Consider the following 16,006-nt stretch of genomic DNA (forward strand, 5'->3'; position numbering starts at 1 on the left):
CCTCGAGCGAACACTGCGGACGGCGACGGCCGTCGCGTCATACTCGCCGGGGTTGGTTAGAATCGCCGCATGTGTCTGATCGCTCTCGCCTGGCAACACCATCCGCGTTACCGGCTGGCGCTGATCGCCAACCGCGACGAAGCCCATCAACGCCCCACCGCGCCGGCCGCGGCCGATCCCGACGACGCGCACGCCTTCGGCGGACGCGATCTGTTGCAAGGCGGCAGTTGGCTGATGATTTCCGATCGCGGCCGCCTGGCCGCGGTGACCAACGTGCGCGACGGACTCAATCCCGACGCCGCGCCGCGTTCGCGCGGCGCCCTGGTGCGCGACTTCGTCCACGGCTCGATGACCGCGTCGGAATATCTGCAGACCCTGCGCCCCGAGGCGATGCGGTTCGGCCGTTTCAATCTGCTGCTATGGGACGGCGGCGACTTGATGTTCGGCAGCAACCATCCCTACTTCCAGGCGCATGCGGTCAAACCGGGCGTGCACGCGATGTCCAACGGCGCCTTCGACGCGCCCTGGCCCAAGAGCGGCCTGGCCACGCGCGCGCTGTCGGCATGGCTGGAATCGCCGGCCTCGCAGCAAGCCGATCACAAGCAGCCGCCGAACAGCCACGACGCGGGACTGGCGATGCTGCTCGCGGCGATGGCCGACACCACCGTCGCGCCCGACACCGCCCTGCCCGACACCGGTGTCGGCCTGGAACTGGAACGCATGCTGTCGCCGCCGTTCGTGCTCGGCGAGCGCTACGGCACGCGTTGCAGCAGCATCGTGCTGATCGGCGAGGATTCGATCGGTTTTATCGAACGGCGCTACGGGCCCAATGGCGCGACCGGCGGCGAAACGGCGGTGGAGTTGCCGTTGCGGCGCGGTTGAGGCAATCGCGATCCGGGCCGCGATTTCGATGTTCCGAACAACGCGCCTCGTGCACGCCCGACGCAAATAAGAAGGCCCAGGCCTCGAAGATGTTCTTCGGGTGTCCGGGCCTTCCGTCGTCGGAGCGATTGCATCGGACTTGCGTCCGTTGGTTTTTCTCCGACGCGCGCAGGATAACGCCGCCGGCGTTAGGCAAGGATCAAAATTTCGTGATCGGATTCGTATGCGTGATCGCTGAATCCGCGTGCCGGCGTATTCAGCCGGCGCGGCGGCGTCGCGATCACTTCGCCCACGGCCACCAGCCGCGGCCGGTCTGCGCATAACGATCGGCCGCGCGCTCGAAGCGGTTGCGCACGCTGATCCCGCCGCAAGCCAGATACAGCGGCAGAAACAACAAGCCGAGCACCATGTACTGATAGACGTGCGCGCGTTCGTGATCGGCCAGGCGGATCGGCGGTTCCTCGCGATGGCCGGCGTCGTGGGCGTAGGTGCGGCAAGGCGAATCCAGGTCGTCGCCGGTGTGCAGGATCACGTTGCCCAATGTCATCGCCCCGCCCGGCCCCCACGGCCAGTGGTGGAACACCAGGGCGAGGTCTTCGCCGCGCCAGCGCGGACGCGCGCCGAACGGCGTGGCCAGCACACCGGCGAGCAGGCCGAGCGCGGTGACCGGCGAGGTCCACACCGCGCCGACGATCGCAGCGGCGATTCGCAACCATGCGCTCAGTCAGCAGCCCTCTTCCGGCAACAGCAGCCACAGGATCAGATACGCCAGCGCCACCGGCAGGACGAAGGTCGCCAGGGCCAGCACCACGAAGGCCGCGCGCACCAGCACCGGATTCCAGTGCAGGCGCAAGGCGATGCCGCCGGCTACGCCGGCCAGCATGCGGTCATGGCGCGAACGGCAGAGCGGGCGCGTGGCGCTGGTCATCGTGGCGCTCTCCGGGCGGCTCGACGGCGAGGGTCGGCGCCAGTTTATCGCGTCACGGTGATGGCGGCGTCGCCCGCGCGGCGGCGCGCAGCTGAACGAGTCTGGCCTGCAGCCAGGACGCCGCGGTCATCGCCGGGCCCTTGCCGCAGCGCACGTGGTAGGGCTTGCCGCTGAGGCTGCTCTGGCTGGCGCCGCGCTCGATGAACAGCTCGGCGGTGTCGGCCAGGTCGCGCTTGCGCAGGTAGGCCAGCTTCTTCTGCAGGTGTTCCTGGGCCTGGGCCGAGTCGTACCAACTGCCGTTGCGCTCGAACTGGCAGCCCGACCGCCCCAGCGCTTGCACCAATTGCTGGATTTCGCGTTCGGCCGCCGCCGACGGCGCCGCCTGGGCGGCGCCCGCGGTCAGCAGGGTCAGGGCCAGCCAGGCCGAGGCGATCGGCTGGCGCAGGATGTTTCGAATCGAGGTCATGTGCTCGATTAGAGCTTGTCCAGCCAGGCGCCGACCACCCGCGTCCAGATCGCGTATCCCTCGGCGTTCATATGCAGGCGGTCGGCCACGAACAGCTCCGGCCGCGACTCGCCGGCGGGATCTAGCATCGGCGTGAACACGTCCAGGTAGTCCACGCCGCGGGCGCCGCGGATATAGTCGTGGATCAGCGAATTGGCCTGTCGTACCTGCGGCAACAAGGCGCTGCGCGAAGGGCTGGGCTTGATCGAGATGAAGGCGATCCGCGCCTTCGGCGTGCCGGCCTGGACGCGGCGCACGAAGGCGACGAAATCGTCGCGCACCTGGCGCGGCGTGCGGCCTTCGTTGAGATCGTTCTCGCCGGCGTAGAACACCACCGCGCGCGGCTGGTAGGCGTTGACGATGCGATCGGCGAAATACACCGAGTCGTAGACGCGCGAGCTGCCGTAGCCGCGATTGATCGTGGCCACGCCGGGGAAGTCTTCGCTCAGCGTGGCCCACAGGCGGATCGAGGAACTGCCGACGAAGACCACCGCGCCGGGCATGCGGCGCACGCGCGCGTCCTGCGCTTCCCAGGCCTGCACCGTGGGTTCCCATTCGCGCGAATCGCGCGGCGCGGTGCCGGGCGGCGACGGGTCGGCCGCGACGGCGGCGCTTGCGGGGGCGGCGGCATCCTTGCCCGGAGCGACGGCGCAGGCCGTCAATACGGTGAACAGCAACGCGGTCAGGATGCGGCGCATACCGGGTTCCCAATGGCAAAGGTGGGTCCAGCCTAACCCGGGCGGGATCGGGGGATCGAGACTTGATCGGGCGGCTTGCACTGAAGCAGGCAGCTATCGACCGACTGCACTTGTGAGCCCCTCTCCCGCTGTGCGGGGTGAGTGGACGCGGCTTGCGAGCCATTGGCTCGCGCGTTCACGAACGCCCAAACGCTATGCGTTTGGGCTGGGCTGGGGTTGGGGTGAGGGCCGAAGCGGCCGCGCTGCCCTCATCCGGCCCTTCGGGCCACCTTCTCCCGCAAGCGGGAGAAGGGATCAAGGGATCAAGAGATCAAGAGATCAAGAGATCAAGAGATCAAGGGAAGTTTCAGTCAGAGAAGCGACTCAGCGCGAACGCTCGCTCAGCCAGTCGTGAATCGCGCCGGGCACTTCGCGCTGGGCGCGGCCGGAGACGTAGATGCCGATGTGGCCCCCCTTGAACGACAGTTCGCTGTAGTCCTGCGTGCCGACCAGATCGGCCAACGCCTTCGACGCCGCCGGCGGCACCAGATGATCCTGCTCGGCGTAGATGTTCAACACCGGCATCTGCACATAGCCCAGGTCCACCGCGCGCCCGCCGATATCGATGCCGCCGTTGACGAAGCCGTTGCCCTGGTAGAACTGCTTGATGAACTGGCGGAAGGCCTCGCCGGCCTGGTCCGGCGAATCGAAGATCCACTTTTCCATGCGCAGGAAATCTTCCAGCGCGCGCTTGTCGTCGAGGATGTCGATCAGGCCCACGTACTTCTGCACGAACAAGCGCCACGGCTTGAGCGTGAGGTAGCACCAGTTCATGACGTCGGCCGGAACGTTGCCCAGCGTGTCCACGAATTGATCGATGTCCAGCCCGCGCGTCCAGTTCGACAGCATGTTGTCGCTGGTGTGGAAATCCACCGGCGTGACCATGGTGATCAGGTTGCGCACCTTGCCAGGATTCAACGCCGAGTAGCACAGCGAGAACGCGCCGCCCTGGCAGATGCCCAGCAGGTTGACCGAATCCATGCGGTATTCGCGGCGCAGATGATCGACCGCGCCGCCGAGGAAACGCTGGATGTAATCCTCCAGTTCCAGATAACGGTCGGAACGGTCCGGATAACCCCAGTCGAGGATGTACACGTCCTGGCCGCGTTCGAGCAGGCCGCGCACGATGGATTTGTCCGCCTGCAGATCGACCATATACGGGCGGTTGACCAGCGCGTAGGCGATCAGCAGCGGCACCTTCGCGGTCGGCGCCTTGTCGCCGCGGAAGCGGTACAGCACGACCTTGCCGTCGCGCCAGACTTCTTCGCGCTCGGTCGCGCCGTAATCGATGTCGCCGACCTCGCGCAGCGTGTCCAGGCCGGCGCGCAGTTTGTTCTGCGCGGCCATCGCTTCTTGCGCCAGCGATTCGGCGCTGAAATTGATCGGTGCGGTCATCTCAGCGCGCTCCCTGCTTGGCCAGCTTGGCGGTCTTGGCGCGCTTGCCCGGCTTCACCGCCGCGGCGAGCGGTTTCGACGGCGGCTGCGGTCGCGCGATCGCGGTTTTCTTCACCGCCTTCTTCGCCGGCGACGGCGCTGCGGCGGCGGACGGCACGGCCTTGAGCCGAGCCGGCGCGGCCGACTTGCTCGGCACCGCGGCGCTGGCCGCGGCGGTGCGCGCCTTGGCCGAGGCCTTGGTCGCGACTTTCTTCACCCCCGCCCTGGCCGGCGGCGCGGCCGCGGGTTCGGCCTTGGCCTGCGGCTCGGCGGCGCGCACCGGCTTGGCGTTGTGCAGTTCATCGCGCAGACGGCTCAGCTCGCGTTCGAGCTGGACGATCTTGCGATGCGCGGAGTCGATCTCGGTGCGGGTCGGAATGCCGAGGCTGCCGCTGGCCTGTTCGATCTCTTTCTGCACGCCGGCGCGCAGACGCATCTGCGAATTCACCAGCGCGGCGTAAGCGTCGCGGAAGCGCGGCGACAACGCGATCTCGGCGTAGGCTTCTTCCGCGGCGTCGATCCACAGATCGAACAGGCCGCGCGCGGAGGTGATCTGACGACCCGGTTCGCTGCGCTCGGCGAGTTTGTCTTCGAAGCGCGAGAACGCCTCTTGTCCGGCTTGCGCCATCAGCGCGTTATAGGCCTGGCTTTGCTTCTGGTAATCGGCATTGGCCTGGACCAGTTGCTGCACGCGTTCTTGATGCTCGCGCGCGAAACCGAACGCCGGCAAGCCGAGCAACGACTGGCCTTCGTGCTGTGCGCGCTCCAGGAACGGCGCGATCTGCTCGGCCCATCGGCTGAAGTCCTGCTGGCCCGGACCGCGCATGGAACCGAACATGTCCGCGAACGGATTGGCGCCGCCACCGCCCAGCGCCTGCTTCCAGGCACCGGCGATGTCGCCGGCCGACGCGTTGCTGCCGGCGAATTGCGCGGCGAGTTTCTGGATTTCGCCGAACCAACCGCGCGCCTGGCTGTTGAAACGGTCCAGGGTGTCTTCGACTTGCGGATTGCCGCCTTTGGCCATCTGCGACCACCAGTTGATCGCCTCGTTCCAGCCCGGCACCGACGGTTGCGCGGACTGCGGCGTAGCGCCGCGCATCATCTCGCCCCATGCGCCCCAGTATTGTCGCGCGAGCCGGTCGAAATCCTGCGCACTGACGCCTGCGCCGAAATCGCCGGGATTGTTCGAGCCGAAACCGAAATTCGCCATCGCCGTCTCCATGGTTTGCGCCGATCATAGCAATGGCGCGTTGCATGGCGGTGGTGACGGCGTCGCAGGGAATCGGCGTGGTGCCTGGGTGTGCGTTGGTAGGCGTATTCAGGGGTGTGAGCGACACGATCACCAATGCAGCCCCTGCCGTTGCCCCCTTTAGAAAAGGGGGCGGCGCCTGCGCAGCAGGCGCGGGGGATTTGAGCTTTTGCTGTTGCTTTGCTCAGAGCAGAAGCAAATCCCCCCTGCCCTCCGGCTTGCAGGCATAGCCTGCGTGCGTTCAGTGCCGCACGAACCTGCGGTTCGCAAGCAGCGGCCCTTCACCCTTTTTCAAAGGGGGGAACAGCCACAGCCGCCGCGATTAGGGTTTGGGAATCCGCAATGTCTTGCTGATCATCAACGACCCAGACAGCGCGAACATCAGCACCATCGGATGGAACAACCACGGCCCGATGCGCACGCCGCCGAACCACAGATCGGCGCCTATCGCGCCTTGCCACGCCGCGATCGCCAGCACGATCACCAGCGCCAGGCTGGTCGGAATCGGCGTGCCCTCGAAGTATTTGACCTTGCCTTCATCGCCCGACAAGGCCTCGGCGGTGACGTTGTAACGCGCCAGACGGCTGACGCCGCAGCCGACGAAGTAACTGAGCACTACCCAGTCCCAGCCGCCCTGCAGACCGCAGGCATAGGCCAGCGCCGCGGGCGCGACGCCGAAGGAAATCACGTCGGCCAGCGAATCCAGTTCGCGCCCCAGCGTGGACGAAGACTTGCGCCAGCGCGCGACGCGGCCGTCGAGCGCATCGAAGATGAAGGCCAGCGGGATCAGCGCCATGCCGATCATCAGATCGCGCACGCCGCCTTCCTGCAGGAAACGCATCGCGGCGAAGATCGCGCCGGTGCCGCAAAAGGCGTTGGCGAGGGTGAACCAATCCGCGAGATGGAATTCGCGGAGCATCGAAAAATGACGCTGCATGCGGCGCTGCTCCGTGGCGAACGGCGCGTGGGCCGTTCAAGGGGAGGTTCAGCGTGCCAAAGCAGGCGCGTAGGCCGCAAGGGGCCAAAGTCGCAAAGCCGGCGCGGGCTCGCGTCTAAAGGGTCGGAATGAATCGGCGCCGGCGCACGCGCGACGGTCGTAAACCAGCGGCGAAGTCGCAGCGACGGGGCTTCCGGCCTAAATCACGAGGCCGATGCGCCTGCAAGGCCGCGAGCGTCGCCGACCGCGACGCCCGCCCGACTTCACTTCGGAATCGCGAGATTCTCCGCCTTCAAACCCTGCCCCTGCGCGCGCAGCGTGGTCTCGATGACCGCATCGGCCGGCAGCGGCTCGCCGCGATCCAGGTACGCGTCCACCCGGTCCAGCGCCGTGTACACATACGGCAACAGCGGCAGATAGCGCGCGCTCAGGGCCGGCAGACCGAGGAACGAATCGAAGTGCTGAACGTTGCGCACCTGCCAGTAACTCAGCTGGGCGCCGGCCTTGCGCGCCATCGCCACGTACGGCGCACTGCTGAACGCGGGCGGGATCAGACCGTCGTCCAGGCCGTGCACCACCACGATCGGCAAGCCCTTGCGCGGCGCGCCGGCGCGGGTTTCCTCGATGCCCTTGCGCACGCGTTCGTGCGCGCGCGTCAGCGCCTGCGCCGAGTCGGGCGCGATCGCCGACTGCAGCAACTGCCCGCTCCACAATTCGCGCAGGCCCGCCAGCGGCGCCAGGCGCTGCTGCGGATCGCTCGCGGCCGGGCCGAACAACTGCACGCCCGCGCCCGGCGGAATGCCGCTGGCGTCGGCCCACCACGCCGCGCGCTCGTTGTCGTTGGCCGCGCGCGACGCCGCCGGCACGTCCTTGCTTGCGGGCGTGGCCGCGGCATAGACGTAGCGCACCCAGGGTTGATCCGGGTCCTTGCTGCGCGCCTGCGCGGCCGGAACGAAACGACCGTAAGCCGAGGCATAGGTCGCCGCGACCGCACGCCACAGATCGAAATTCACCGACAAGGCGCCGGCGCGCAGCGCATCGTCGCTCCAACCGCTGTCGCGCATGCGTTCGTAAGCGGCCTGCGCGCGCGCCGGCGTGTCGGCCTGCCTGGCCTCATCGCCCAGCAAGCCCACGGACGCGGCGAAATCGCAGTACGACTGCGCGCTGTCGCCGGTGATCGGCGCCACCGGCATCGCCGCCAGCGGTTTGTGCAGCAGCGCGCACGGCATCAACAGCGCCGCCTGCGTGGTGTAGTCGTACAAAGGCCGCGCGCCTTGCACGTAGATGTTCGGTTCGCCTGCGACGACCGCGTCGAGCCAGCCATCGGCGAGCGCGCCGTCGCCGCCGAGTTCGGCCGCGCGCAGCACCGCGCCGCCGCCGTTGGAAATGCCCACGGCGATGATGCGGGTGTTGGCCGCGGTGAACGGCGCCTGCTGCGGGAACGCCTGATCCAACGACGCCAGCGCGAACTGCGCGGCCTGACGCACGTGCCGGCCCCAGTCGGCCTCGGGGTTGTCCTGCGAATGCGCGTGCTTGAAGGCGATGCCGGCCCCGCCCTCGCGCTGACCGGCCTTCGGCGTGAACGCAAGCGCGTCGTCGGCGCCGCCGAGGGTGCCGTCGGCGCGCACGCCGCGGCCGGCGTCGAGATCGAAATAATCCGTGCCCGCGCCCTTGTCGGTGTACGCGACCGCGCAGCCCTTCGGCAGGCCCCAGGCGCCAGCGACGGCGATCGAGCCGTAGATGCCCCGCGATCCCGACGACGCGGTGACCACGACGCAACGCTTGTTCAGATCGAACCCATCGGGCACCTGCACCAGCACGCGATGCGGCTGGCGCGCGCCGGGCACGATCGCGAAAGCGCTGAACTCGCGCCCCGGCACCGGCGCCAGACTGCCGTAGAGCTCGCCGTAACCGCCGCCGGGAGCGAGATCGGCGATGCCGCGCCAGTTCGCCCACAGCGCGCGACGGCGCAATTCGGCCGCGGTGGGATGGGCCGCGTCGGCAAACGCCGGCGGCACCATCGCGCGCAAACCGTCCAGGCCCAGGCCGGCGCTGAGCAGATCGTCTTGCTCGCCGCGATGCTCGGTCTGGCGTTGTTGAGTGAACATCGGCTTGGAATCCTTGACGGTGCCCGGTTCGGCCGGCCTGGCGGCGCGCGCGGTAGCCGCGGCGGCGTCGGGCGAGGCGATGCAGACCGACAGGACGAATGCGGCGCAAACCGCGGCGGTGCGTAGGCAATGGGCGCTCATGCCCGCAGGCTAGCAAGTCGCCGCCCCGCCCTCATCGTACTTTCGTACAGCCTGGCCCGTCCTGGCGCGGAGCGGCCGCGACGGGCCTGCTAGGCTACCGCCGATGCCGACCCTGCTGATCGCCGACGACCATCCGCTGTTCCGCGCCGCGCTGCGCCAGGCCGCCGCCGATGCGGTGCCCGACACCGTGGTGCGCGAGGCCGGCACGCTCGACGATGCGCTGGCAGCGCTGGAAGCCGAGCCCGGTATCGATCTGGTGCTGCTGGATCTGCACATGCCGGGCAATCACGGCCTGGCCGGGCTCGCGGCGATCCGCGCCCAGTACCCGGGCACCGCGGTCGCGGTGGTGTCGGCCAACGACGATCCGCGCGTGGTGCGGCGCGCGCTCGATCACGGCGCGGCCGGTTATCTGCCGAAGAGTTCCGGCCTTGACGAACTGCGCGACGCGATCCGCGCGGTGCTGGCCTGCGAGCAATGGCTGCCGGCATCGTTGCGCGCGGCGGTCGCGCGCACCCACAGCGATCGCGGCGACGCCGATCTGGCTTCGCGTCTGGCCAGTCTGTCGCCGCAGCAGTTCCGGGTGCTGAGCCTGGTCGCGCAAGGATTGCTGAACAAGCAGATCGCCGATCGCCTGGACGTGCAGGAGCGGACGGTGAAGGCGCATCTGTCCGCGATCTTCGACCGTCTCGGCGTGCGCAATCGCACCCAGGCCGGCGTGGTGTTGCGCGAATTGGAACTGTCGGACCCGGCGCGCCGGATCGAAGACTGAAACTCTGCGGCTGAATCTCGCGGCCGGGAATTCACAGCCGACGCCCGCGCTTGGCACGCACGCTCACGGTCGCTCACCGCAAACGGATTTTCGTTCACCTGCTTCATCAAACCGCCTGCTCAGGTTTGTCCACACAGCCTGTGGACAAACCTGCGGACAGATCGGGAAGAGTCCGCGCAATCCTTTATGACATAAGCATTGCAATAGGTTTGGCTAAAAAATCGCCACGGAATTTTCTTGACTTTGTCTTCACGACGCGCGTCTACCGAAACTTCGACGCAATTATCCCGCCGTCACGCTTCCGCGCTCCATGCCGCCCGCGGCCAGCAAGCGGTCCAGCACTGACTTCAGCGCCAGCGGCTTGACCGGCTTGGCCAGCAGCGACAGCCCGGCCGCGTGCACGGCCTGACGGACCTGCGCGCCGGTGTCGGCGCTGAGCAGCAGGCACGGCCGCGCGCCGAACTCCTCGCTCAAGCGCTGGGCCAAGGCCAGGCCGGTGTCGTCTCGGTCGAGATGGAAGTCGAACAGCCACAAGGCCGCCGACCGCGCCCGCATCGCCGTGCGCGCTTGCTCGCCGTCGGCGACGGCTTCGACCTCGCAGCCCCAGCGCCGCAACACCTCGCCCAGCGCCGACAGCGCCTGCGGATCGTTGTCCACCGTCAGCACGCGCACGCCGCTCAGGCCGCGCTGCGGTGCCGCAACTGCGGCGGAGGCGAGCGATCGCGGCGCATGCACCATCGGCAAGCGCACGCCGAACGCGGTGCCGCGGCCGATGCGGCTGTGCAGTGTCAACGGCGCCTGCAGCAATTGCGCGATGCGGTCGGCGATCGACAGCCCCAGGCCCAGGCCCTGCCCCGGCGCGTCCGGGCCGCGGCGGAATTCTTCGAAGATCGCGCTGCGCTGCGCCGCTTCGATGCCCGGGCCGGTGTCGTGCACTTCGATCGCCAGCATGCCGTCGCGGCGGCGCACGCCCAGCAGCACCCGGCCGTGCGCGGTGTAGCGCACCGCGTTGGCGAGGAAGTTCTGCAGCACCCGCCGCAGCAGTTGCGGATCGCTGCGGGTCCAGGCGCGGGTGGCCACGTAGCTCAGGCGCAGACCGCGCGCGGCGGCGATCGCGGCGAACTGCGCGGCCAGCGGTTCGAGCACTTCGCTCAGCGGAAACTCACGCGGCTGCGGCACCAGGCCGCCGGCCTGCAGGCGCGACATGTCCAGCAATCCGGTCAGCAGATCGCCTGTGGAATCCAGCGCGCCGCCGATCTGCGCAGCGGTCTCGCGCTGGGCCGGATCGTTGAGCTGCTGACTCAGCGCATCGGTGAACAATTGCGCGGCGTGCAACGGCTGCATCAGGTCGTGGCCGACCGCGGCGAGGAAGCGGCTCTTGGCCTCGTTGGCGCGCTCGGCTTCGCGCGTTGCGACTTCCAGATCGGCGGTGCGTTCGGCGACGCGTTGCTCAAGCGTTTCGTTGGCCTGGATCAGCCCGGCCTGCGCGCGACGGAACGCGGTGACGTCGGTGAAGGTGGCGACGAAGCCGCCGCCGGGCATGGGATTGCCGCGGATTTCGATGATGCTGCCGTCGGCCAGCACGCGCTCGGACAAGTGCGGGGTGCCGGCGCGCATGAAGGCCAGGCGCCGCTCCAGCGCTTGCTCCAGATCGCCGGGCGGCGGCAGGCGCTGCATCGCCCAGCGCGCGAGGTCGGCGATTGGCCGGCCGATCTGCAACAACTCCGGCGGATAGCCGAACAGCTCCGCGTAACGCCGGTTCCAGGCCACCAGATGCAGGCTCGCATCGACCACGCTGATGCCCTGGCTCATGTTCTGCAATGCCGCTTCCAGCACGCGCTGATTGAAGCGCAGATCGGCCGAGGCTTCGCCGACGATCGCCGCGACCGTATCCAGATCGCGCCCGGCTTCGCGCCGCGCCGCGTCCAGCAGCACCCGCGCCGACGATGAGCCCAGCACCGCGGCCAGTTCGCGTTCCACGCCGGCTTCCACCGACGCCTCGACCGGCGCGCCCAGCGGCACGCCGTCGAGCAATTGCGCGACCCGTTCGCGCGGCAGGAAACGCAGGCCGGCGTCGCGCAAGGTCTGCGCATCCAGGCCCGGCTGAGCGCTGCGCGGCGACTCGCGCCGCCACATCGCCGCGAGCACCGTCGCCAGCGTGCCGACGAACAAGCTGGCGCCGACCGCGCGGCCCAGGCGGCTCCAGCCGGTCAGGCCGAACAGATTTTCCGGCGCCAGCGCTTGCAGGCCGAACGGCCCGCTGCGCAACCACTCCGGCGACAATCCGCGCGCCTCGAACAACAGCGGCAGCAGCAGCACCCAGGCCCAGGCGGCGAAACCGGCGGCGATGCCGACGATCGCCGCGCGCGCCGGCGTCTGCGGCCGCCACACCGCGAACGCCAGCGCCGGCGACAGCGTCGCCAGCGCCGAGAACGACACCGCGCCGACATCGGCCAGCGCCTCGCTGCCAGCGATCAATCGGCTGTAGCCCCAGGCCAGCAGCATGATCGCGACGATGCCGCCGCGCCGCAGCGCCAGCACCCGTCCGCGCAGATCGCGATTGCGCGACCACGCGCCGCGCAGCAGATTCGGCGCGAACCAGTGGTTGCCGATCATCAGGCTCAAGGTCAGCGTGCTGACCACGACCATGCCGGTGGCGGCGCTGAGGCCGCCGAGAAACGCGAACAGGGCCAGCGCTTCGTGGCCCTGCGCCAACGGCAGCGCCAGCACGTACAGGTCCGACGGCACCTGCGCGCCGAGCACGGACTGGCCGACCTTGGCCAGCGGCAACACCGGCAAGGCGATCAACAGCAGATACAGCGGAAACTGCCAGCGCGCGGTGCGCACGTCGCGCTCGTCGCGGCATTCGACCACCGCGACATGGAACTGGTGCGGCAGGATGAACATCGCCAGCGCGCCCAGCAGCACGAACGGCGCGAAGCCGCCGGCCGGCGGCGCGGGCGCGGCGGCCACCGCGGCCTTCGGCATATCGTCCAGGCCGAACCAGACGAACACGCCCAGCGCCAGCATCGCGGCAAGCTTGAACACCGACTCGAACGCCATCGCCAGCACCAGCCCGCGATTGTGTTCGGCCGCGCTGGCGCGGCGGGTGCCGAACAGCATCGCGAACAAGGCCATCGCCAGGGCGACATAGAGCGCGCTGTCGCGCCATGCCGGCAAGGCGGCGCCGTCGGTGGCGCGCGTGGTCAGCATCGCGAAACTCATCGCCACCGCCTTGAGCTGCAGGGCGATGTAAGGAATCAGGCCGAGCGCGGCGACCAGGGTGACGGTCGCGGCCAGCCACGCGTCTTTGCCCAGGCGCGTGGCGATCAGATCCGCGAGCGAGGTCGCATTGGTTTCGCGCGCCAGCTTGACCAGCCGGACCATGAAGGCCACGGCCAGTGCGTAGAGCAGGATCGAGCCGAGAAAGGTCGGCGGCAGCGGCCAACCGTAGCGCGCGGCCTGGGTGACGGTTCCGTAGAACGTCCACGAGGTGCAGTGCACCGCCAGCGACAGCGCGTAGATATGCCGCCAGTGCCGCGCCAGCACGCCTGGCCGGCGCTCGGCGTACAAGGCGGTGCCGAACATCAACGCCAGCCAGGCCAGACTGGCCAGGGCTACGGTGGTGAGGCTCAGCATGGGCACGCACGGGAAGGCATCGGGGCAGGATAGCGTGCTGTTTGGTGGGAAGAGCAAAAGCGAATCCCTCCTGCCCCCCTTTTTCAAAGGGGGGGAACAGCAAAGGCGACGGCAGTAGCGAAAGCAACTGCTACGGACCGCGGCGCTCTATCAGCCCCCTATCACCTACCTACCGGGTCTCCCCCTTTGAAAAAGGGTGAAGGGCCGCGCTTGCGAACCGCAGGTTCGCGCGGCACTGAACGCCCGCAGGCTATGCCTGTGGGCCGGAGGATTAAGGGGGATTTGCCTTTGCTCCAAAAAAAATGAGCCCCCGCCCAAAAGACGGAGGCTCACCGCGGCCCCCCAGCCGCACTGCCCGTTCGCAGCCGATCAGAAGTCGTACTTCACCGACAAGGTGTACTGACGCGGCGGCCCGTAGAAACCGGTGTAAACGCCTAGCGCCGAATTGAGGCTGTAACCGGTGGTGCGATATTCCTTGTCCGCCAGATTGCTGCCCTGCAAGGCCACCGTCCACGGCCCGCCGCTCTTCCAGGTCACCCCGGCGTTGACCAGGCCGTAGCCGTCCTGAGTGATCGGCTTCGCGCCGGTGCGCACGATCTCGGTCGTGGCGACCACGTCGCTCTGATAGCTGTAACCCACCCGCGCCGACAGATTGCCGCCGCTGGACAGGTCGGTGCGGTACTCCACGTTCACCGCGCCGGAAAAATCCGGGGCGTTGGTGAATTCCTGCTCATTGGCGATGTTGACGCCGGCGTACATGAATTCGTCGTACTTCGCGTCCAGCCACGCCACGTTGCCCGAGACCAGCCAGTGCTCGTTCGGCAGCCACTGGTACTCGACTTCCAGACCCTGCACGGTGCCGGAACCGGCGTTGGTGAAATCGCCGAAGAACGCATCGTTGGTGCCGTCGCCGTTGCTGTCGTAGGCGGTGAACACCGACAACTGGATGTCCTCATACTTGTTGTGGAAGTACGACAGGTTCAAGAACATGCGCTGATCGAAGAACGCCATCTTGCTGCCGATTTCATAGCTGTCCACGACTTCGTCGTCGAACGGCTCGGCCGAGCGCGGCACCGCCGCGGCCTGGGCGCGGATGTTGTAGCCGCCGGACTTGAAGCCGCGCGTGGCCAGGCCGTACAGCAGGATGTCGGGCGTGACCTGATAATCCAGCGACACCTTCGGCGAGGTGTTCTTGAAGTTGATGCTGCGGTCGAAGTTGGCCGCAACCACGCCGTTGGGAATGGTGAAGTTCGCATCGCGATAACCGCGGTTGAGCACCTTGGCGCGCTTGTCCTCGTCGGTGTAGCGCGCGCCGACGTCGAGCTTGAGCTTGTCGGTCAGATCGAAGGTCCAGTCGCCGTAGAACGCGATCGAATCGGTGTAGACCGTGCCCTGGGTGTCGCCGAAGCTGGCGTTGAAGAAGTTGTTGAGCACCTGCCCGCCGGCTTCGCCGTCGAAGGCGTACACGCCCATCACTCCGCGCGCGCGGCCGCCGCTGTCGTAGTTGGCCTGCAGCTCGTGACTGACCTGTTGATCGCTGTAGAACGCCTTCACGTCGGCGATCTTGTTCGGCAGCGTGTCGAAGTCGATGTTGGTTTCGGTGTCGGACTCGCGCTTGGCCAGCACGTACTTGAAGGTCCAGTCTTCGTTGGCGCGCCAGTTGATCGTGGCCGAAGCGCCCTTGATCGTGGTGTCGTTGATGTTGGGCATGCCGCTGCGGATGTCGTAGCGGTCGCTCAAGGGCTGGAAGCCGGGAGCGAAACGGTTGGCCGCGAGCATCTTCGCGCCGCGCACGCCGGACTGGTCGTCCATCCAGTCGAAGGCGAACTGGAAATCCAGCGCATCGCTGACATAGGCGCCCAGGCTGCCGCGCAAGGCCAGCACTTCCTTGTCGCTGACATCCTGGCCGGTGAACGTGTTCTTGCCGAAGCCGTCGCGGTTGAGGCTGGCCACCGACAGGCGTCCGCGCAAAGTCGCGTCGCCGCCCTGGGTCGGGCCGCCGATCGGGCCGGCGACCGCGGCCTTGACGTCGAGCTGGCCGTAATTTCCGACCGTGACCGAGGCGAAGCCGTCGAAATGGGTCGGCAATCCGCGCGAGACGTACTTGATCGCGCCGCCGATGGTGTTCTTGCCGTACAGCGTGCCCTGCGGGCCGCGCAGCACTTCGATGCGCTCCACGTCGAACACGTCGAGCAAGGCGCCCTGCGGACGGGCGATATAGACATCGTCCATGTAGATGCCCACGCCCGGGTCCACGCCCCACAGCGGATCGGACTGGCCGACGCCGCGGATGTAGGCGGTGATGGTGCTGCTGGAACCGCGCGCGGCGTAGATGGTGAGGTTGGGCACCTGCGCGTCGAGATCGCTGAGGTCCTCGACATTGAGCCGGTCCAGCGCCTCGGGCGTGAAGGCGGTGATCGAGATCGGTACTTCCTGCAGCGTTTCCTCGCGCTTGCGCGCGGTCACGGTGAGCCCGCCGAGGGTCTTGGCCTCGCCGACCGGCGCGGCGTCCTGGGCCCAGGCGGCCGGCGCGATCAATGCGCTGGCGATGGCCAGGCTCAAGCCCTGGCGGCGAAGGTGCTGGTTGATGCTTAGTTTCACTAGTGTGTTCTCCCCAATCCGATTGGTGCGCGCGCCGGTTCCGAATCCGCTGCGGGCGGCCTGCGCACAAGCAGTC

12 protein-coding genes are annotated in these 16,006 nt (G+C 68.0%); 2 read left to right on the forward strand and 10 right to left on the reverse strand.

Annotated elements, in window-relative coordinates:
* Positions 1-69 precede the first annotated feature (69 nt).
* Positions 70-882: an NRDE family protein gene (locus tag LG3211_RS12845; RefSeq protein WP_057943193.1), complete on the forward strand. Its 813-nt coding sequence runs from the start codon at positions 70-72 to the stop codon at positions 880-882.
* Positions 883-1,162: 280 nt separating this feature from the next.
* Here LG3211_RS12845 and LG3211_RS12850 read toward each other — a convergent pair whose 3' ends face one another.
* From LG3211_RS12850 to LG3211_RS12885, 8 genes are all read right to left on the reverse strand, one after another.
* Positions 1,163-1,594, reverse strand: a complete 432-nt coding sequence (locus tag LG3211_RS12850) for a hypothetical protein (RefSeq protein ID WP_237049754.1) — start codon at positions 1,592-1,594, stop codon at positions 1,163-1,165.
* Positions 1,595-1,606: 12 nt separating this feature from the next.
* A complete protein-coding gene (locus LG3211_RS12855; RefSeq protein WP_057943194.1) occupies positions 1,607-1,810 on the reverse strand; it encodes a PspC domain-containing protein in 204 nt (67 codons plus the stop codon).
* A 52-nt stretch (positions 1,811-1,862) separates the two neighbouring features.
* Complete coding sequence (locus LG3211_RS12860) at positions 1,863-2,276, reverse strand: YfeK family protein (RefSeq protein ID WP_057943195.1); 414 nt, start codon at positions 2,274-2,276, stop codon at positions 1,863-1,865.
* An 8-nt stretch (positions 2,277-2,284) separates the two neighbouring features.
* The gene (locus LG3211_RS12865) at positions 2,285-3,013 is read right to left on the reverse strand and encodes an SGNH/GDSL hydrolase family protein (RefSeq protein ID WP_057943196.1); all 729 of its coding nucleotides are present in this window, start codon (positions 3,011-3,013) and stop codon (positions 2,285-2,287) included.
* A 363-nt stretch (positions 3,014-3,376) separates the two neighbouring features.
* The gene (locus LG3211_RS12870; protein ID WP_057943197.1) at positions 3,377-4,447 is read right to left on the reverse strand and encodes a class III poly(R)-hydroxyalkanoic acid synthase subunit PhaC; all 1,071 of its coding nucleotides are present in this window, start codon (positions 4,445-4,447) and stop codon (positions 3,377-3,379) included.
* Position 4,448: 1 nt separating this feature from the next.
* Positions 4,449-5,696 carry a class III poly(R)-hydroxyalkanoic acid synthase subunit PhaE gene (gene phaE / locus LG3211_RS12875; RefSeq protein ID WP_187313010.1) on the reverse strand — a complete coding sequence of 416 codons (1,248 nt, stop codon included), beginning with the start codon at positions 5,694-5,696 and terminating at the stop codon, positions 4,449-4,451.
* Positions 5,697-6,057: 361 nt separating this feature from the next.
* A complete protein-coding gene (gene pssA / locus LG3211_RS12880) occupies positions 6,058-6,672 on the reverse strand; it encodes a CDP-diacylglycerol--serine O-phosphatidyltransferase (RefSeq protein WP_057943199.1) in 615 nt (204 codons plus the stop codon).
* 263 nt (positions 6,673-6,935) lie between these two features.
* Positions 6,936-8,921 carry a D-(-)-3-hydroxybutyrate oligomer hydrolase gene (locus tag LG3211_RS12885; RefSeq protein ID WP_237049755.1) on the reverse strand — a complete coding sequence of 662 codons (1,986 nt, stop codon included), beginning with the start codon at positions 8,919-8,921 and terminating at the stop codon, positions 6,936-6,938.
* Positions 8,922-9,024: 103 nt separating this feature from the next.
* Between LG3211_RS12885 and LG3211_RS12890 the strand changes: the two genes are divergently transcribed.
* Entirely contained in the window at positions 9,025-9,690 is a 666-nt protein-coding gene (locus LG3211_RS12890; protein ID WP_057943200.1) for a response regulator transcription factor, read from the forward strand.
* Between the two features lie 282 nt (positions 9,691-9,972).
* Here the strand turns inward: LG3211_RS12890 and LG3211_RS12895 are convergent, their stop codons facing one another.
* Together LG3211_RS12895 and LG3211_RS12900 are read right to left on the reverse strand one after the other, a co-directional pair.
* Positions 9,973-13,329, reverse strand: a complete 3,357-nt coding sequence (locus LG3211_RS12895; RefSeq protein WP_057943201.1) for a hybrid sensor histidine kinase/response regulator — start codon at positions 13,327-13,329, stop codon at positions 9,973-9,975.
* A gap of 369 nt (positions 13,330-13,698) precedes the next feature.
* Positions 13,699-15,930: a TonB-dependent receptor gene (locus LG3211_RS12900; RefSeq protein ID WP_235114494.1), complete on the reverse strand. Its 2,232-nt coding sequence runs from the start codon at positions 15,928-15,930 to the stop codon at positions 13,699-13,701.
* Positions 15,931-16,006: the final 76 nt, after the last annotated feature.

It is taken from the genome of Lysobacter gummosus (genome assembly GCF_001442805.1).
Classification (GTDB): Bacteria; Pseudomonadota; Gammaproteobacteria; order Xanthomonadales; family Xanthomonadaceae; genus Lysobacter; species Lysobacter gummosus.